Origin of the sequence: Staphylococcus massiliensis (assembly GCF_043186315.1) — a bacterium.
GTDB classification, from domain to species: Bacteria; Bacillota; Bacilli; order Staphylococcales; family Staphylococcaceae; genus Staphylococcus; species Staphylococcus massiliensis.
Genome location: NZ_CP171119.1, coordinates 293,508 through 310,140, shown reverse-complemented (window position 1 = coordinate 310,140; position 16,633 = coordinate 293,508). Strand labels below are relative to the sequence as shown.

Here is a 16,633-nt window from a genome sequence, read left to right as displayed (position 1 = left end):
GATTTTAAATGTTAAATACCGAATATAAAAATTCGTCGTTAAAGATTTTTTCGTTGAAAGGGAATGAACCATTAGCACAAGAAGTTGCAGACCATGTAGGTATTGATTTAGGTAAATGTTCTGTTAAACGCTTCAGTGATGGTGAAATTCAAATTAACATTGAAGAAAGTATTCGTGGATGCGATGTATTTATTATTCAACCAACATCAAACCCAGTAAACGATCACTTAATGGAATTATTAATTATGATTGATGCTTGTAAACGTGCTTCTGCAGCAAATATTAACATCGTTGTGCCTTACTATGGTTATGCACGTCAAGACCGTAAAGCACGTAGCCGTGAACCAATTACAGCGAAATTAGTTGCGAACCTTATTGAAAAAGCAGGTGCAACACGTATGATTGCTTTAGATTTACACGCACCTCAAATCCAAGGTTTCTTTGATATTCCAATTGACCACTTAATGGGTGTACCGATCTTAGCGGATTACTTCGAGAATGATACAGATATCGATCTAGAAGAATGCGTTGTTGTATCACCTGACCACGGTGGTGTAACACGTGCACGTAAACTCGCAGACATCTTAAAAACACCAATCGCGATTATTGATAAACGTCGTCCGAAACCAAATGTTGCTGAAGTTATGAACATTGTTGGTGAAATCGAAGGTCGTACAGCTATCATTATCGATGATATCATCGATACAGCTGGTACAATCACATTAGCAGCGCAAGCGCTTGTAGATAAAGGTGCTAAAGACGTATATGCTTGTTGTTCACACCCTGTATTATCTGGTCCAGCGAAAGAACGCATTGAAGATTCAGTAATCAAAGAATTAATCGTTACGAACTCAATTAAGTTAGGCGATGAGCAAAAGCCAAATAACATTAAAGAGCTTTCTATAGCTAATTTATTAGCTCAAGCAATTGTACGTGTTTATGAAGATGAATCAGTTAGTGTACTATTTGACTAAAACTTGTAAAACATGTATAATGTTTCTGTTCGCGATTTCAAAGCGATCAAATAAACACTTGCAAGCAACGTGAGTTGATGGGCAAGTGAGGTGCACATAATGTGCGAAATTAGAAAGGTGGAAATGACATGACTTCATTAAAGTCTATCATTCGTCAAGGTAAACAAACACGCGGAGATCTTAGAAAGATCAGAGAAGCAGGAAAAGTTCCAGCAGTTGTATATGGTTACGGTACTAAAAACGTTTCAGTAAAAGTTGATGAGGTAGAATTCATCAAAGTTATCCGTGAAGTTGGACGTAATGGTGTAATCGAATTAGGTGTAGGTTCTAAACAAGTTAAAGTAATGGTATCTGATTACCAATTCGACCCACTTAAAAACAAAATTACACACATCGACTTCTTAGCAATCAACATGACAGAAGAACGTACTGTTGAAGTACCTGTTCACTTAGTAGGTGAAGCTGTAGGTGCTAAAGAAGGCGGCGTTGTAGAACAACCATTATTCGATTTAGAAGTTACAGCAACTCCAGATAACATTCCTGAATATATCGAAGTTGATATTACTGAATTAGAAATTAACGATTCTTTAACTGTAGCTGACGTTAAAATCGACGGCGACTACACAATCGAGAACGAAAAAGAAGATTCAGTAGTAGCAGTAGTACCTCCAACTGAGGAACCAACTGAAGAAGAAATCGAAGAAATGGAAGGCGAATCAGCTACTGAAGAACCTGAAGTTGTTGGCGAAGATAAAGAAGAAAATGAAGAGAAAAAAGAAGAAGAATAATTCTTTTAATCTATCAAAATACTTTCTTATTAAAGGCATTTTGCTTATACTCAATAAGCAGATGCCTTTTTTGTGTTATGATGGGAAAAATGGCAATTTGGCTTTTCAAAAAGCATGATACGTTTGATGATAAAATGGGTTGGTTATAACGTACATGAAAGCTAGTCGCAAACGAACTCAACCACTCACGTTTATACATCCATGCTTCATCACAATCGTAGACGATCAAAGTCATCTCACAGCCAAAAAGTTGTGCCATCATTCGCCCATAACACATAGATGAACGAAATGAAAAATCATTACTAAATATAAATTCATTTTAAATAAAGATACATAACCACCAAATCAGGAGGGTATTTAAATGAAGTGTATTGTTGGTCTAGGTAATATTGGAAAGAAATATGACTTAACACGTCATAATATTGGATTTGAAGTGATTGACTGGTTATTAGAACGTCATAACTTTAATCTTGATAAACAAAAATTTAGAGGTGCTTATACGATTGAACGTATGGGCGATGAAAAAGTGATGCTTATAGAGCCAATGACGCTCATGAATTTATCTGGTGAAGCGGTAGGTCCGCTCATGGATTATTATGGTGTTGAAGTTGAAGATTTACTGGTACTCTATGACGATATGGACTTAGAACAAGGTCAAATTAGACTACGTCAAAAGGGTAGTGCAGGCGGTCACAACGGTATGAAATCGTTAATTCAACACCTTGGAACGAATGAATTCAAGCGTGTAAGAATTGGTATCGGTCGCCCAACTAATGGTATGAGTGTACCGGATTACGTACTACAAAAATTCTCAAGTGACGAAATGAAGACGATGGATAAAGTGATTGAACATTCAGCTCGCGCCGTAGAAACATTTATAGAGACGTCACGATTCGATCACGTAATGAATAACTATAATGGTGAGGTAAAGTGAAATCAATAATTAAAGAGATTATAACGAACGATAAACGCTTTAATGAACTCAATGAAAAGTTAGGAAGAGAGAATCTTTTAATCACAGGTTTAACGCCTGCAGCTAAAGCAACAATCATCGCTGAAAAGTATTTATCTGATGATAAACAAATGGTTGTGGTTACGAATAATTTGTACCAAGCAGATAAGCTTGAAGCGGATTTATTACAATATGTCGATGACGAGGAATTATTTAAATACCCTGTTCAAGACATCATGACAGAAGAATTCTCAACGCAAAGCCCTGAACTGATGAGTGAACGTGTCCGCACGCTTACGGCATTAACCAAACATCAAAAAGGGTTATTTGTTGTGCCGTTAAACGGCCTTAATAAATTAATCACGCCAAGAGACATTTGGGCTGCGCATCAAATCCAATTGAATATTGGTGACGATATCGACTTAGATGGCTTTTTAGAAAAGCTTGTCGCAATGGGATATAAACGTGAAAGTGTTGTTTCTCACATTGGTGAGTTCTCGTTAAGAGGGGGCATTATCGATATTTATCCGTTAATCGGTAGCCCAGTTCGTATTGAATTATTTGATACAGAAGTCGATTCCATTCGCCAAATTGATGTTGAATCTCAACGTTCAAGCGAGAATTTAGAATCGGTTGAAATTACTACAGCAACAGATTTAGTCATTCGTGATGAAGAACTGAAACGTGTGAAACCACGTCTTGAAAAGGCCTATCAAGAGACAAGGCCTAAAATAGACAAATCGGTCCGCAACGATATTAAAGAAACGTATGAGTCGTTACTGCTCGCACAGTCTACCATGTTTGATCATCAAGTGTTACGTCGCTTAATTTCGTTTATGTATGCGGAAAAGGCCACAATCATGGACTACTTGTCTGACGATGCTTTATGCGTGGTAGATGAGTATAATCGTGTTAAAGAAACAGAATCTACGCTCGCTGTTGAAAATGAAGAATTTATGCAGAATTTAATCGAAAGTGGTAAAGGGTTTATCGGACAGACGTTTACAGACGATGACGCGTTAAACCGCTTTGTGAAGTCGCGTAAAATCAGCTACTTTACATTATTTACGGCATCGATGTCTGTAAAATTAGAAGATACAATTAAATTCTCTTGTAAGCCCGTTCAACAATTCTACGGTCAGTATGACATTTTAAACTCTGAGTTTAATCGCTTCATACAACAAGATTATCGTGTGGTTGTCTTAGCTGAAACGAAGACGAAACAAGAACGTATTCAATCTATGTTAAGTGAAATGCATATTCCTACTTTAAAGGACACGACAGCTGAAATGATGTCGGAAGGACATGCGATTATAACTGAAGGTAGTTTGTCTGAAGGTTTCGAGTTACCATACATGCATCTCGTCGTTGTTACTGAGCGAGAGCTTTTCAAATCGAAGCAGAAAAAGCGCAAAAAACGTCATAAAACGATGTCGAACGCTGAAAAAATAAAATCATATCAAGATTTAAAAGTAGGCGACTATGTTGTTCATGTGCATCACGGTGTCGGACGTTACTTAGGTGTGGAAACGCTTGAAGTTGGCGATGTGCATCGTGATTACATTAAGATTCAGTATAAAGGCACAGACCAACTATTTGTTCCAGTTGATCAAATGGAGCAAGTTCAAAAGTACGTCGGATCTGAGGATAAGACGCCTAAGTTATATAAACTTGGTGGTTCTGAATGGAAGAAAACCAAGGCTAAAGCGCAAAGTTCGATTGAAGATATTGCGGATGAACTACTTGAAATTTATAAAGAACGTGAACAATCTGTTGGTTATCAGTTTGGTCCCGATACTGAGGAACAACAAACGTTTGAAATGGATTTCCCTTACGAATTAACGCCTGACCAAGATAAGTCGATATCGGAAATTAAAGGTGACATGGAAGTGAATAAACCTATGGACCGCTTACTTTGTGGTGACGTAGGTTATGGTAAGACGGAAGTTGCGGTCAGAGCAGCGTTTAAAGCTGTGATGGAAGGTAAACAAGTTGCTTTCCTAGTGCCGACAACCATTCTTGCGCAACAGCACTATGAAACGTTAATCGAACGTATGTCAGACTATCCGATTGATATTGAATTGATGAGTCGATTTAGAACGACGAAAGAGGTTAACCAAACGAAAGAGGGTCTTAAGTCAGGTAAGGTCGATATTGTCGTAGGTACGCATAAATTACTTGGTAAGTCCGTTCAATATAAGGACTTAGGTTTATTAATTGTCGATGAAGAACAACGCTTTGGTGTACGTCATAAGGAGAAGATTAAAGCGTTAAAAGCGAATGTCGATGTGCTGACGTTAACGGCGACTCCTATTCCTAGAACACTGCATATGAGTATGCTTGGTGTACGTGATTTATCCGTAATCGAAACACCACCAGAGAACCGCTTCCCAGTTCAAACGTATGTGCTTGAACAAAACGCTAACTTTATTAAAGAAGCGCTTCTAAGAGAGTTATCTCGAGACGGACAAGTTTTCTATTTATACAACCGCGTTCAATCGATATATGAAAAGCGCGAACAACTTCAAATGCTTGTTCCGGATGCGTCTATCGGCGTCGCACATGGTCAAATGACTGAGCGCGATTTAGAAGAAACGATGTTAGATTTTATTAACGGGGACTACGATATTCTCGTGACGACAACGATTATCGAAACAGGTGTCGATGTACCAAACGCGAACACGCTGATTATCGAAGAAGCGGACCGCTTTGGTCTTAGTCAGTTATATCAATTGCGCGGTCGTGTCGGTCGTTCAAGTCGTATTGGCTATGCTTATTTTCTACATCCACAAAACAAAGTCCTATCTGAGACTGCAGAGGAACGTTTACAAGCCATCAAAGAATTCACTGAACTTGGTAGTGGCTTTAAGATAGCCATGCGCGACTTAAACATCCGTGGTGCCGGTAATTTACTCGGTAAACAACAGCACGGCTTTATCGATTCAGTCGGTTTCGACTTATATTCTCAAATGTTAGAAGAAGCAGTTAATGAGAAACGTGGTATTAAAGAAGTTGAAGAAACACCTGATATCGAAATGAACTTAAATCTAGATGCATATCTGCCTGGTTCTTACATTAAAAATGAACAAGCTAAAATTGAAATTTACAAGAAGCTACGTACGCTTGAAAGTATCGAGCAACTACGTGACGTTAAAGACGAGTTAATCGACCGTTTCGGCGAATACCCTGTCGAAGTTGAACGCTTACTAGATTCTGTCGAAATTAAAATTCATGCGGTTCATTCAGGCGTCTTAACGATTTCAGATAAGAACAAATCCATAGAAATCATACTTTCTGAAAAGGGCACACAAGACATCAATGGTGAACAATTATTCAAAGAAACAGTTGCCCTAGGGCGCCAAATGAAAGTCGGCGTTAAAGAGAATAAGATGCAAGTAACGCTTAAGAAATCTAAGCAATGGCTTGACCAATTGAAGTTCGTCGTGAAGACGATTGAAGAAAGTATGGCGATCCCTGATGAAGACGCATAGCGCTTTTAACGGCGTCATCATACTTTCCATCGCGCTCGTTGTCGTAAAGGTGCTCAGTGCGATATACCGTATCCCTTACCAGAACATACTAGGTGATGAGGGACTATATGCCTACCAACAGGTTTATCCTATCATCGCGATATGTGTGGTACTCGCAACAAACGCACTTCCTAGCGCCATCACACAAACAATGGGTTCAAAGCAGCGTACACAAAACTTTAATCACTTATTTTCAAGTTTCCAAATCATTGGCGTCATCATCGCGATATTCATCTTTGTCATGGCGCCTATCTTAGCGATGTTGATGGGTGATGCAGGCTTAACACCTATGATTCGCGTCTCAAGTCTTGCAGCGCTTGGTGTAGCCGGGCTATCCGTGTGCCGAGCCTACTTCCAAATGCGTCATCGCATGAACGAACCCGCCATCTCTCAAGTGATTGAACAATTGTTCAGAGTGGGCACGATACTCATCGCAATCCTGCTCTTTACGCAAATGTCACTATCCATATATCAAGCGGGCACCATCGCGATCTTAGCCTCATCAATCGGCTTTATCTTCGCACTAATTTATTTACTTTGGAAAAAGGACTTTAAGCTTAAGCTTGATTTCAAGCATACAGATATACATTGGAAACAACTTCTGATGAGTGCATTAATCTTTGCGCTCAGTCATTTAATTTTAATACTGTGGCAATTTATCGATAGCTTTACGGTAATTAATCTATTAAAGGCTACAGGCGTATCATTTGAAGAAGCGATTAAACAGAAAGGTATTTTTGACAGAGGTGCCTCACTTATACAAATGGGCTTAATCGTGACGACAACATTTTGCTTTGTATTAATACCGCTACTCACTAAAGCAATAGCTGAAAGACAGCACACAGAAATGAATTATTATGCGAACGTGTCACTCAAAATCACTATTGTCATCAGTGTAGCAGCATGTGTTGGACTAATGAATGTCTTACCGTTATTGAATCATGTCTTTTTCAAAAGTGATGTCTTAACGCTCACACTTACGATATACATGTTAACGGTTATCTGCGTCTCGCTTATTATGATGGACTTCGCATTACTTCAAACGATTGAAGAGACACGCTTTATCTTAATCGCAATGACCATCGGGATAATCACTAAAATCATTCTCAATTTAGTTATGATTACAACGTTTTCAATTCTCGGTACGAGTATCAGTACGGTGCTATCCCTCATCGTCTTTGCGACCATCTTACACATAAAAGTTAAACGCCGTTACAAACTAACGGATATGCGACAATTTATCTTCAAGTTATTGGTATCAGTCGCGATCATGACGTTAGGTGTTCAACTTCTACTATGGCTCATACCAAGTGCGAGTCGCGGTTTCGGGTTAGTAGAATTATGTATTGTCGCGCTATTCGGTGTTATACTATTAGTGATATGTATCGGAAAACTTCGTATTTTAAAGGACGATGAACTTCAATACTTGCCTTATGGCGATAAATTAGCTCGTTTAATGAAAGGACGTCACACATGAGTCATACAATTACAATTGTAGGTTTAGGAAACTATGGAATCGATGAACTTCCACTGGGTGTTTATCGTTTCCTTCAACAACAAGATACCGTGTATGCGCGAACACTCGATCATCCTGTGATACATGACTTGAAGGATGAGATTACGTTTGAAAGCTTTGATGACATTTATGAAGCGCATGATGATTTCGAAAGTGTATACGAAGCCATCGTTGAAGGGCTTTTCACTGAAGCAAAAGACCATGACGTGACGTATGCCGTTCCAGGGCACCCACGCGTGCTTGAGACAACGACAACATTATTATTAGCGCGCAGTCAGGACAAAGGTGTAAACGTTGAGATCTACGGAGGTAAAAGTTTTATCGACGATATCTTTAGTTCGGTAAATATCGATCCTACAGAAGGATTTACATTGCTTGATGGTACGTCACTTACGCCAAATCAATGTCACTTAATGACGCATACTTTAATTACACAAGTATATAGCAGTATGGTTGCTTCAGATATCAAACTGACGCTAATGGAGCGCTATCCAGATGATTATGACATTCAAATCATTGATGGTGCACGTGCAGATCATCAACAAGCGATTTCGTGCCCGCTTTATGAACTTGATCATTATGCGCACTACAATAATTTAACGAGTGTTTTCATTCCAAAGGTCACTGAAGAACAAGATTTTGTTGGAGAATTTTCATATTTAGAAGCGGTGATTGATTTACTCGTTGATGATGAAAAAGGATGTCCATGGGATAAAGTTCAGACGCATGACACTTTAAAACGCTACTTATTAGAAGAAACTTTCGAGTTATTTGAAGCAATCGATAATGAAGATGACCATCATATGATTGAAGAACTTGGCGATGTGCTTTTACAAGTGATGTTACATGCAAGTATTGGTAAAAAGGATGGTTACTTCGATGTACGTGAAGTTGTCGGTGCGATTACTGAGAAAATGATAGCGCGTCATCCTCATATATTTGGTGATAAGTCAGCTGATAGTGTAGAAGACGTCAATGCTATTTGGCGTGAACGTAAACTACAAGAAGGTAAGCCATCTCGCGTAAAATTTGAGAAAGTATTTGCGACGCACTTTCTTGAAATGTATGATGGAATCAAAAATAAGGATTATACAGAAGCATCGCTAAAACGTTACTTAGAACAAGGAGGTCATACATCATGAGACTCGACAAATATTTAAAGGTAGCACGACTTGTTAAACGTCGTACGCTTGCTAAAGAAATAAGCGATCAAGGTCGTGTAACCGTAAACGACAATGTTGCAAAAGCAGGCACAGATGTCAAAATCGATGACACATTAGTCATTCGTTTTGGTCAAAAAGAAATTACAGTTAAAGTCACTGGTTTAAATGAACATGCATCTAAAGAGAATGCAAAAGGCATGTTTGAATTACTAAAAGAAGCGCGCGTGTCAGAAATGTAAAGAGGATGGTGACAATCTTTGGCTAGAAAAGTTAGAAACATTGGTAATCAATACACGAAGACAGAAGATAAACGTAAGATATCTAAAAATAAACGCAGAGCCATTATTAAAAAGCGTATCGCATTATTTGGTGGCATTTTATTACTATTTCTTATCTTTTTAGGATTTATGGTATTTAACCAAATTAATCATAACAATCATTTGTCGGATGAACGTGTTAAAAAGGAAGAGGAATATAAGAAGCTACAAGAACAAGAGATTACACTTAAAGAAAAGTTGCATAACTTAAATGATAAAAACTATGTCGAAAAAGTCGCGCGCGACGACTACTCACTAAGCAATGATGGCGAAATCATATTTAGATTACCAAAAGATGAAAAGAATAAAGATCAGTCACAAGATTCAAAAGAATAGTCCAATCAAAATGTAAAATAGCATTGTTAAATTGATTAAACAAGCATATAATAGAGTTAAAACTGAAACAAATCGGGAGGATTTATTTATAATATGTCAATTGAAGTAGGAAGTAAGCTTAAAGGTAAAGTCACTGGTATCAAAAAGTTTGGTGCGTTCGTGGAATTACCTGAAGGTAAAAGCGGTTTAGTACATATCAGTGAAGTTGCTGATAATTATGTAGAAAATGTTGAAGATCATCTTTCAGTTGGAGATGAAGTAGAAGTCAAAGTATTGACCATTGCGGATGATGGTAAGATAAGTCTTTCTATTAAAAAGGCTAAAGCGCGTCCACGTAGATCGCAACAACAAAAACCAAGCCAAAAACCAGAAGACTTTGAAAAGAAACTATCTAACTTCTTAAAAGATAGTGAAGATAAACTTACTTCTATCAAGCGTCAAACTGAGTCAAGACGTGGAGGCCGTGGTTCTAGACGCTAATTCGGTCTTATAATCAATAACATACAAGCGTGGTTAAACCCAATGTTCGTTAAATTTTCAATATTTATGACGTGACCCGATTTCACGAGATAAAGATGTGAAACCACGCGATAAACCTGCAATGAATCGGTCGAGATTTCATATATTTGAATCTTGACCGATTTTTTTCTTACGGATATAATCGTGTTGTAAGTGAGACGTTCGTATCCGTAAGGTACGTATTTTGTTGAAACCTCGTGCCTTATGTGCGCGCAATGTCACTTGTTTCAAAGAAGTAATCAACGTGCTCGGCATCTAATCGAGCGCACAGTATCAGTATCTTAGCGTATAAGTACCTTGAAAGGTGCTTCATTATATAGCGTCATGATGTAAATATAAATGAATGGAATTAAACGTCAATCTACTGGGGTGTCGTCATGAACACTCCTTATTTTTTATGAGGTGAAGATATGGATGTACAATGGAATCACAACCATCATATTGTAGTTGCTGTGTCTACTGGCATTGATAGTATGGTGTTATTACATCAATTATTGACATCATATCGAAACACCTACCACACACTTACGTGTTTACACGTCAATCACGGCGTGCGTGAAGCATCTCATGAGGAAGCTTCCTTTTTAAAGGCCTTTTGCGAGAAACATCACGTACCACTCTATACACATCAGTTAGATTTAAATGACGTGGTTGAACAAGGAAATAGCATCCAACATATCGCAAGGGAAGCGCGTTATGCTTGGTTTGATGATATGATGCGTGACTTAAACGCAGATTTCTTATTAACTGCCCATCATGAAGACGACCAAATTGAAACGATTTTTTATCGCTTAATGACTGGGCGCAGTACGCGTAGTAGCTTAGGTATCAAGCAACTTATCCCTAAACATGGCTATCATATCAGTCGTCCCTTGCTTCATACGAGAAAGGACGCCCTTAAACGTTACCAAGCACGATACAAGGTCCCTTTTTACGAAGATGCCTCAAATGCCTCTAATCAATACGTACGTAACGATATCAGGAACCGCATTTTACCAGAAATCGAATCCAATCCTATGTTGTCGCCTTCACATCTCTTGAAATTGCACGACTTTCACGAACACCAACGTGCCATCATACACCAAGAGGCTCGTCGTTTTATAGACGAAAGCGTAACTTTCAAGGCCCAAGATATAGAGATGCCAAGACAAGCATTTAGCGATTTAGATTCATATATTAAGATGCACATTCTTGATACACTTTTACACGATTTAGAGACAGGTTTGTCCTTTTCTGAAAAGGCCTATCACGAATGGTTTCACCAACTAGAGACATCTGTTTCACAAATTAGGCTTCACACTACAGATGAATGGATAATTCAAATATCTTATGATAAATTTGTTATTACGACGACATTTTCAAATGAGGATGACGTTCTAATTGTGAAACATCATGGTGAATATGATTTCGGTGGGTATCGTATCATGTTTGATCAAAACATGCCGGATGCCATGTTTCCTTTTACGATTCGTACGCGTCGTACAGGAGACAAAGTTCAAATTCACGATGGTAAACATAAAAAAGTAACCCGTCTCATGATTGATTATAAAATTCCGACCCATTTGCGCGCGTCGATGCCGATTGTAAGCGATCACAAGCATCAGATCGTACTTGTGGGTAATTTATATCTACATAAAGACTTGAGAAATTTGCTTGATATTAGAAAATTAGGAGCTGAAAAATAAAATGAAAGACGATTTAAAGGAAATTTTACTAACAGAAGCGGATATTAAAGCGATTTGTGAAGATTTAGGTAAAACCATTACAGAAGATTATAATGGTAAACCTTTATTATGCGTAGGTATCTTAAAAGGCTCTGTCATGTTTATGGCGGATTTAATCAAACATATCGATACGCATTTATCTATTGACTTCATGGACGTTTCAAGCTACCACGGCGGTACCGAATCTACTGGTGAAGTTCAAATCTTAAAAGATTTAAGCACATCTATCGAAAACAAAGATATCTTAATTATTGAAGATATTTTAGAAACAGGTACGACGCTTAAATCCATTACGAACCTTTTAAAATCTAGAGGCGTGAACTCACTTGAGATTGTTACATTACTCGATAAACCTAATCGTCGTAAAGCAAATATCGAAGCGAAATATGTTGGTAAAAAGATTCCAGACGAATTCGTTGTAGGCTATGGTCTCGATTATGGTGAGCTATACCGAAACTTACCTTATATCGGTACATTAAAGCCTGAAATCTACTCTAAATAAAGGGTAAATTTCGTATTTATTTTAAAATGTATGTAAAGTTGAAATACTAGCCAATAAATTCTATTTTGTGTTACAATTTTTGTTAGTTTTATTATTCAAGTAGGAGGAAACGTCGCATGCAGAAAGCTTTTCGTAATGTGCTGTTTATTGCAATTATAGGCGTTATCATATTCGGATTGTTCTCCTGGTTAAATGGTAATGGCAACATGCCAAAGCAACTTTCTTATGAGCAATTTATGAAGAAGTTAGACAAAGGTGAATTAAAATCCTTAACCATTCAACCAGAGCAAAATGTATATATGGTAGAGGGCGAGATGAAAGACGGCGAAGAATATTCATCAGCCATTTTATTTAACAATCAGAAAGAATTAGAAAAAGTCACAGATACAGCACGTGATCAAAAGAAACTCGATTTTAATGTTAAAGAAGAAGAAAAACAAAGCGTATTTGTGAGCATACTATCGACCTTAATTCCGGTTATAGTTATCGCGCTCTTATTTATTTTCTTCATTAGTCAAGCACAAGGTGGCGGCGGTGGCGGTCGCATGATGAATTTTGGTAAATCTAAAGCCAAAATGTATGACAAACAAAAACGTCGCGTTCGTTTCAAAGATGTAGCTGGTGCAGATGAGGAAAAACAAGAACTGATTGAAGTTGTTGACTTCCTTAAAGACAATCGTAAATTCAAGCAAATGGGTTCACGAATTCCGAAAGGTGTCTTATTAGTAGGTCCTCCAGGTACAGGTAAAACATTATTAGCTCGTGCCGTAGCGGGTGAAGCGGGTGCACCGTTCTTCTCAATCAGTGGTTCTGATTTCGTTGAGATGTTCGTTGGTGTTGGTGCATCTCGTGTACGTGATTTATTCGAAAATGCGAAGAAAAATGCACCTTGTATCATCTTCATCGATGAGATTGACGCAGTTGGTCGTCAACGTGGTGCAGGTGTTGGTGGCGGTCACGATGAACGTGAACAAACGCTTAACCAATTACTTGTTGAAATGGATGGTTTCGGTGAGAACGAAGGTATCATTATGATTGCTGCTACAAACCGTCCAGATATCTTAGACCCAGCGTTACTACGTCCAGGACGTTTCGATAGACAAATTCAAGTTGGTCGTCCAGATGTTAAAGGTCGTGAAGCAATTCTTCACGTTCACGCGCGTAACAAACCACTTGATGAAACAGTTGATTTAAAAGCAATTTCTCAACGTACACCTGGTTTCTCAGGTGCCGATTTAGAAAACTTACTGAACGAAGCATCATTAATTGCAGTTCGTGGCGGTAAGAAGAAAATTGATATGCGTGATATCGAAGAAGCAACAGACCGCGTTATCGCAGGTCCAGCTAAGAAATCACGTGTTATTTCAGACAAAGAACGAAATATCGTTGCGCACCACGAGTCAGGTCATACAATTATTGGTATGGTACTTGACGAAGCAGAAGTGGTACACAAAGTTACAATTGTGCCACGTGGACAAGCTGGTGGTTACGCGATGATGTTACCTAAACAAGACCGTTTCTTAATGACTGAACCAGAATTACTCGATAAAATTTGTGGTTTACTCGGTGGTCGTGTTGCCGAAGACATCATGTTTAACGAAGTTTCAACAGGTGCTTCAAACGACTTCGAACGTGCGACACAAATTGCACGTCAAATGGTTACCGAGTACGGTATGAGTAAGAAACTAGGTCCACTTCAATTCTCTAATAAAGGCGGCGGCCAAGTCTTCTTAGGAAAAGACATGTCAGGTGAACCAGAATATTCTGGTCAAATCGCTTATGAGATTGATAAAGAAGTTCAACGTATCGTTAAAGAACAATACGAACGTTGTAAAGAAATCTTACTTGAACATCAATCACAACTTGAATTAATCGCGAAAACACTACTGACTGAAGAAACATTAGTCAGAGAACAAATTCGTTCATTATTCCATGATGGTCATTTACCAGAAGTTAATTACGATGAAGCAGAAGTACCTGAATCACGTGATGATGACTACGATTCTGGTAAATACGGTAAATCATATGACGAAATTCGTCGTGAACAAGATGAAATGATGGATCGTGCGCATGAAAGTCAACGTTCTAGAGATGAACGTGACCGTCGTGCAGCTGACGATAACAATCGTTATGATGACGATCGCACATCTAACTATGATGACGATCATCGTCCTAACCGCGACGACGAAGATCCAAATCGTTTTAAATAATATTGTATTTAGTCTCTTTCTGATATCATACAAGATAACAGAAAGAGACTTTTTTAAAGGAGAGAAAATGAGTTATGACTCAAGACTATATCGTTAAAGCATTAGCTTATGATGGTAAAATCCGTACCTATAGTGCATTAACCACAAATTCCGTGCAAGAAGCACAACAAAGACATTACACGTGGCCAACTGCTTCAGCTGCGCTTGGTCGTACAATGACTGCAACGCTCATGATGGGTGCGATGTTAAAAGGTGAACAAAAATTAACTGTAACGGTTGAAGGCGGCGGCCCAATTGGACGTATTATTGCTGACGCGAATGCTAAAGGTGATGTACGAGGCTATGTTGATCATCCACAAACACATTTCCCATTAAATGATCAAGGAAAATTAGACGTACGCCGTGCAGTAGGTACTGACGGTTCACTTCGTGTTGTTAAAGATGTCGGCATGAAAGACTACTTTACAGGTTCAAGCCCAATTATTTCAGGTGAGCTTGGTGAAGACTTTACGTATTACCATGCAAAGAGTGAACAAGTACCATCTTCAGTGGGTCTTGGGGTACTCGTTAACCCAGATAATTCCATCAAAGCGTCGGGTGGCTTTATCATCCAAGTCATGCCAGGTGCGGACGATGAAACGATTACCAAACTTGAAAAGGCCATCACGAATATGACGCCAGTTTCAAAGCTTATCGACGAAGGCGTTTCAGCAGAAGAATTGCTTTATCACATTCTAGGTGAAGAAGAAGTAGACATTCTAGAAACAATCGATGCCTCGTTCACATGTAATTGTGGCCACGATAAGTTTTTAAATGCCATTAAAGGCCTTGGCGAAGCAGAAATTAAGCAAATGATAGAAGATGATCACGGTGCCGAAGCAGAATGTCATTTCTGTCGTTCGAAGTTTCAATATAGCGAAGCAGAGTTACGTGCCTTAATTTAAATTAGAGCAATAGAGCCTAATTACTTTTTAAATATTCAGTTTTTTGATATGATTAATTTATATCCGATAAGACGACTAAGTTTTAAATGAAAAGGGGTAATCAATATGGTCAAAAAACCGGTAAACAACATTACAGAAATCATTGGTGAAACACCTGTAGTTAAGTTAAACAATGTAGTAGACGAAGATGCCGCAGATATTTATGTTAAATTAGAATATCAAAATCCAGGTGGCTCAGTTAAAGACAGAATCGCATTAGCTATGATTGAACAAGCTGAGAAAGACGGCAAAATTAAGCCAGGCGACACAATTGTAGAACCAACAAGTGGTAATACAGGTATCGGTCTTGCATTCGTATGTGCAGCTAAAGGTTATAACGCTGTATTCACAATGCCTGATACAATGAGTCAAGAGCGTCGTAACTTATTAAAAGCTTACGGTGCAGAACTTATACTAACGCCAGGTGCTAAAGCAATGAAAGGCGCAATCGAGAAAGCGAAAGAACTTAGTGAAGAACACGGTTATTTCCAACCACAACAATTCGAAAACCAAGCTAACCCACGCGTTCACGAATTAACAACTGGTCCAGAGCTTGTAGAACAATTCGAAGGTAAAACAATTGATGCATTCTTAGCTGGTGTTGGTACTGGTGGTACTTTATCTGGTGCAGGTAAAGTCCTTAAAGAAAAGTATCCTGACATTGATATTGTTGCGATTGAACCAGAAGATTCTCCAGTATTAAGTGGTGGCGAACCAGGTCCTCATAAATTACAAGGTCTAGGTGCTGGATTCATACCAGGTACACTAAACACTGAAATTTATAGCGAAGTTATCAAAGTAGGTAACGAGACTGCTATGGAAATGTCACGTCGTGTAGCTAAAGAAGAAGGTATCCTTGGCGGTATTTCTTCAGGTGCTGCTATCCACGCTGCCATCCAAAAAGCAAAAGAACTAGGTAAAGGTAAAACAGTTGTTACGGTATTACCAAGTAATGGTGAACGTTACCTATCAACACCTTTATATTCATTTGATGATTAATATTAGGCTTTCAAAGGGCTGGGACATTACGTCTCAGTCTTTTTTTATGTCACTTTTCCCTCTTGAAAAGCCCTTTAAATAGGTGCCTGTGCGATAGGGCTTTTCCTAGAAGAAAAAATT

At 38.4% G+C, this 16,633-nt stretch carries 14 protein-coding genes; all 14 read left to right on the top strand.

Features of this window, described 5'->3' with window-relative positions; translation table 11 throughout:
• Positions 1 to 8: 8 nt before the first annotated feature.
• Positions 9 to 974 (top strand): ribose-phosphate diphosphokinase, encoded by a 966-nt coding sequence (locus ACF3N8_RS01460; protein ID WP_009384572.1) that lies wholly within the window; start codon positions 9 to 11, stop codon positions 972 to 974.
• Between the two features lie 128 nt (positions 975 to 1,102).
• Positions 1,103 to 1,762, top strand: coding sequence for a 50S ribosomal protein L25/general stress protein Ctc (locus ACF3N8_RS01455; protein WP_009384574.1), 660 nt, complete (start codon positions 1,103 to 1,105; stop codon positions 1,760 to 1,762).
• Positions 1,763 to 2,123: 361 nt separating this feature from the next.
• Positions 2,124 to 2,696 carry an aminoacyl-tRNA hydrolase gene (gene pth, locus ACF3N8_RS01450; protein WP_009384576.1) on the top strand — a complete coding sequence of 191 codons (573 nt, stop codon included), beginning with the start codon at positions 2,124 to 2,126 and terminating at the stop codon, positions 2,694 to 2,696.
• The gene (mfd, locus tag ACF3N8_RS01445) at positions 2,693 to 6,205 is read left to right on the top strand and encodes a transcription-repair coupling factor (RefSeq protein WP_392450106.1); all 3,513 of its coding nucleotides are present in this window, start codon (positions 2,693 to 2,695) and stop codon (positions 6,203 to 6,205) included. Before pth ends, mfd begins: the two co-directional genes overlap by 4 nt.
• Positions 6,192 to 7,721, top strand: a complete 1,530-nt coding sequence (locus tag ACF3N8_RS01440) for a polysaccharide biosynthesis protein (RefSeq protein ID WP_009384580.1) — start codon at positions 6,192 to 6,194, stop codon at positions 7,719 to 7,721. Before mfd ends, ACF3N8_RS01440 begins: the two co-directional genes overlap by 14 nt.
• On the top strand, positions 7,718 to 8,902 hold the full coding sequence (locus tag ACF3N8_RS01435) for a MazG nucleotide pyrophosphohydrolase domain-containing protein (RefSeq protein WP_009384582.1): 1,185 nt from the start codon (positions 7,718 to 7,720) through the stop codon (positions 8,900 to 8,902). The genes ACF3N8_RS01440 and ACF3N8_RS01435 overlap by 4 nt, the downstream gene beginning before the upstream one ends.
• Positions 8,899 to 9,162: an RNA-binding S4 domain-containing protein gene (locus ACF3N8_RS01430; protein ID WP_392450104.1), complete on the top strand. Its 264-nt coding sequence runs from the start codon at positions 8,899 to 8,901 to the stop codon at positions 9,160 to 9,162. The genes ACF3N8_RS01435 and ACF3N8_RS01430 overlap by 4 nt, the downstream gene beginning before the upstream one ends.
• Positions 9,163 to 9,180: 18 nt before the next feature.
• The gene (locus ACF3N8_RS01425; protein WP_009384585.1) at positions 9,181 to 9,576 is read left to right on the top strand and encodes a septum formation initiator family protein; all 396 of its coding nucleotides are present in this window, start codon (positions 9,181 to 9,183) and stop codon (positions 9,574 to 9,576) included.
• A 93-nt stretch (positions 9,577 to 9,669) separates the two neighbouring features.
• On the top strand, positions 9,670 to 10,056 hold the full coding sequence (locus ACF3N8_RS01420; protein ID WP_009384587.1) for a S1 domain-containing RNA-binding protein: 387 nt from the start codon (positions 9,670 to 9,672) through the stop codon (positions 10,054 to 10,056).
• A 449-nt stretch (positions 10,057 to 10,505) separates the two neighbouring features.
• A complete protein-coding gene (tilS, locus tag ACF3N8_RS01415) occupies positions 10,506 to 11,780 on the top strand; it encodes a tRNA lysidine(34) synthetase TilS (RefSeq protein ID WP_017176436.1) in 1,275 nt (424 codons plus the stop codon).
• Between the two features lies 1 nt (position 11,781).
• A complete protein-coding gene (gene hpt, locus ACF3N8_RS01410) occupies positions 11,782 to 12,321 on the top strand; it encodes a hypoxanthine phosphoribosyltransferase (protein ID WP_009384591.1) in 540 nt (179 codons plus the stop codon).
• A gap of 116 nt (positions 12,322 to 12,437) precedes the next feature.
• Positions 12,438 to 14,531 carry an ATP-dependent zinc metalloprotease FtsH gene (ftsH, locus tag ACF3N8_RS01405; RefSeq protein WP_009384593.1) on the top strand — a complete coding sequence of 698 codons (2,094 nt, stop codon included), beginning with the start codon at positions 12,438 to 12,440 and terminating at the stop codon, positions 14,529 to 14,531.
• A gap of 74 nt (positions 14,532 to 14,605) precedes the next feature.
• Positions 14,606 to 15,475, top strand: coding sequence for an Hsp33 family molecular chaperone HslO (hslO, locus tag ACF3N8_RS01400; RefSeq protein WP_238102108.1), 870 nt, complete (start codon positions 14,606 to 14,608; stop codon positions 15,473 to 15,475).
• A gap of 105 nt (positions 15,476 to 15,580) precedes the next feature.
• Complete coding sequence (gene cysK, locus ACF3N8_RS01395; RefSeq protein WP_009384596.1) at positions 15,581 to 16,513, top strand: cysteine synthase A; 933 nt, start codon at positions 15,581 to 15,583, stop codon at positions 16,511 to 16,513.
• Positions 16,514 to 16,633 lie beyond the last annotated feature (120 nt).

What these genes read in the sequence shown, in the direction of transcription:
- ACF3N8_RS01435 (WP_009384582.1), top strand. Translation starts at nt 7,718, where the DNA reads ATGAGTCATACAATTACAATTGTAGGTTTAGGAAACTATGGAATCGAT.
- ACF3N8_RS01420 (WP_009384587.1), top strand. Translation starts at nt 9,670, where the DNA reads ATGTCAATTGAAGTAGGAAGTAAGCTTAAAGGTAAAGTCACTGGTATC.
- tilS (WP_017176436.1), top strand. Translation starts at nt 10,506, where the DNA reads ATGGATGTACAATGGAATCACAACCATCATATTGTAGTTGCTGTGTCT.
- hslO (WP_238102108.1), top strand. Translation starts at nt 14,606, where the DNA reads ATGACTCAAGACTATATCGTTAAAGCATTAGCTTATGATGGTAAAATC.
- ACF3N8_RS01455 (WP_009384574.1), top strand. Translation starts at nt 1,103, where the DNA reads ATGACTTCATTAAAGTCTATCATTCGTCAAGGTAAACAAACACGCGGA.
- ftsH (WP_009384593.1), top strand. Translation starts at nt 12,438, where the DNA reads ATGCAGAAAGCTTTTCGTAATGTGCTGTTTATTGCAATTATAGGCGTT.
- ACF3N8_RS01460 (WP_009384572.1), top strand. Translation starts at nt 9, where the DNA reads ATGTTAAATACCGAATATAAAAATTCGTCGTTAAAGATTTTTTCGTTG.
- ACF3N8_RS01430 (WP_392450104.1), top strand. Translation starts at nt 8,899, where the DNA reads ATGAGACTCGACAAATATTTAAAGGTAGCACGACTTGTTAAACGTCGT.
- ACF3N8_RS01440 (WP_009384580.1), top strand. Translation starts at nt 6,192, where the DNA reads ATGAAGACGCATAGCGCTTTTAACGGCGTCATCATACTTTCCATCGCG.
- hpt (WP_009384591.1), top strand. Translation starts at nt 11,782, where the DNA reads ATGAAAGACGATTTAAAGGAAATTTTACTAACAGAAGCGGATATTAAA.
- pth (WP_009384576.1), top strand. Translation starts at nt 2,124, where the DNA reads ATGAAGTGTATTGTTGGTCTAGGTAATATTGGAAAGAAATATGACTTA.
- cysK (WP_009384596.1), top strand. Translation starts at nt 15,581, where the DNA reads ATGGTCAAAAAACCGGTAAACAACATTACAGAAATCATTGGTGAAACA.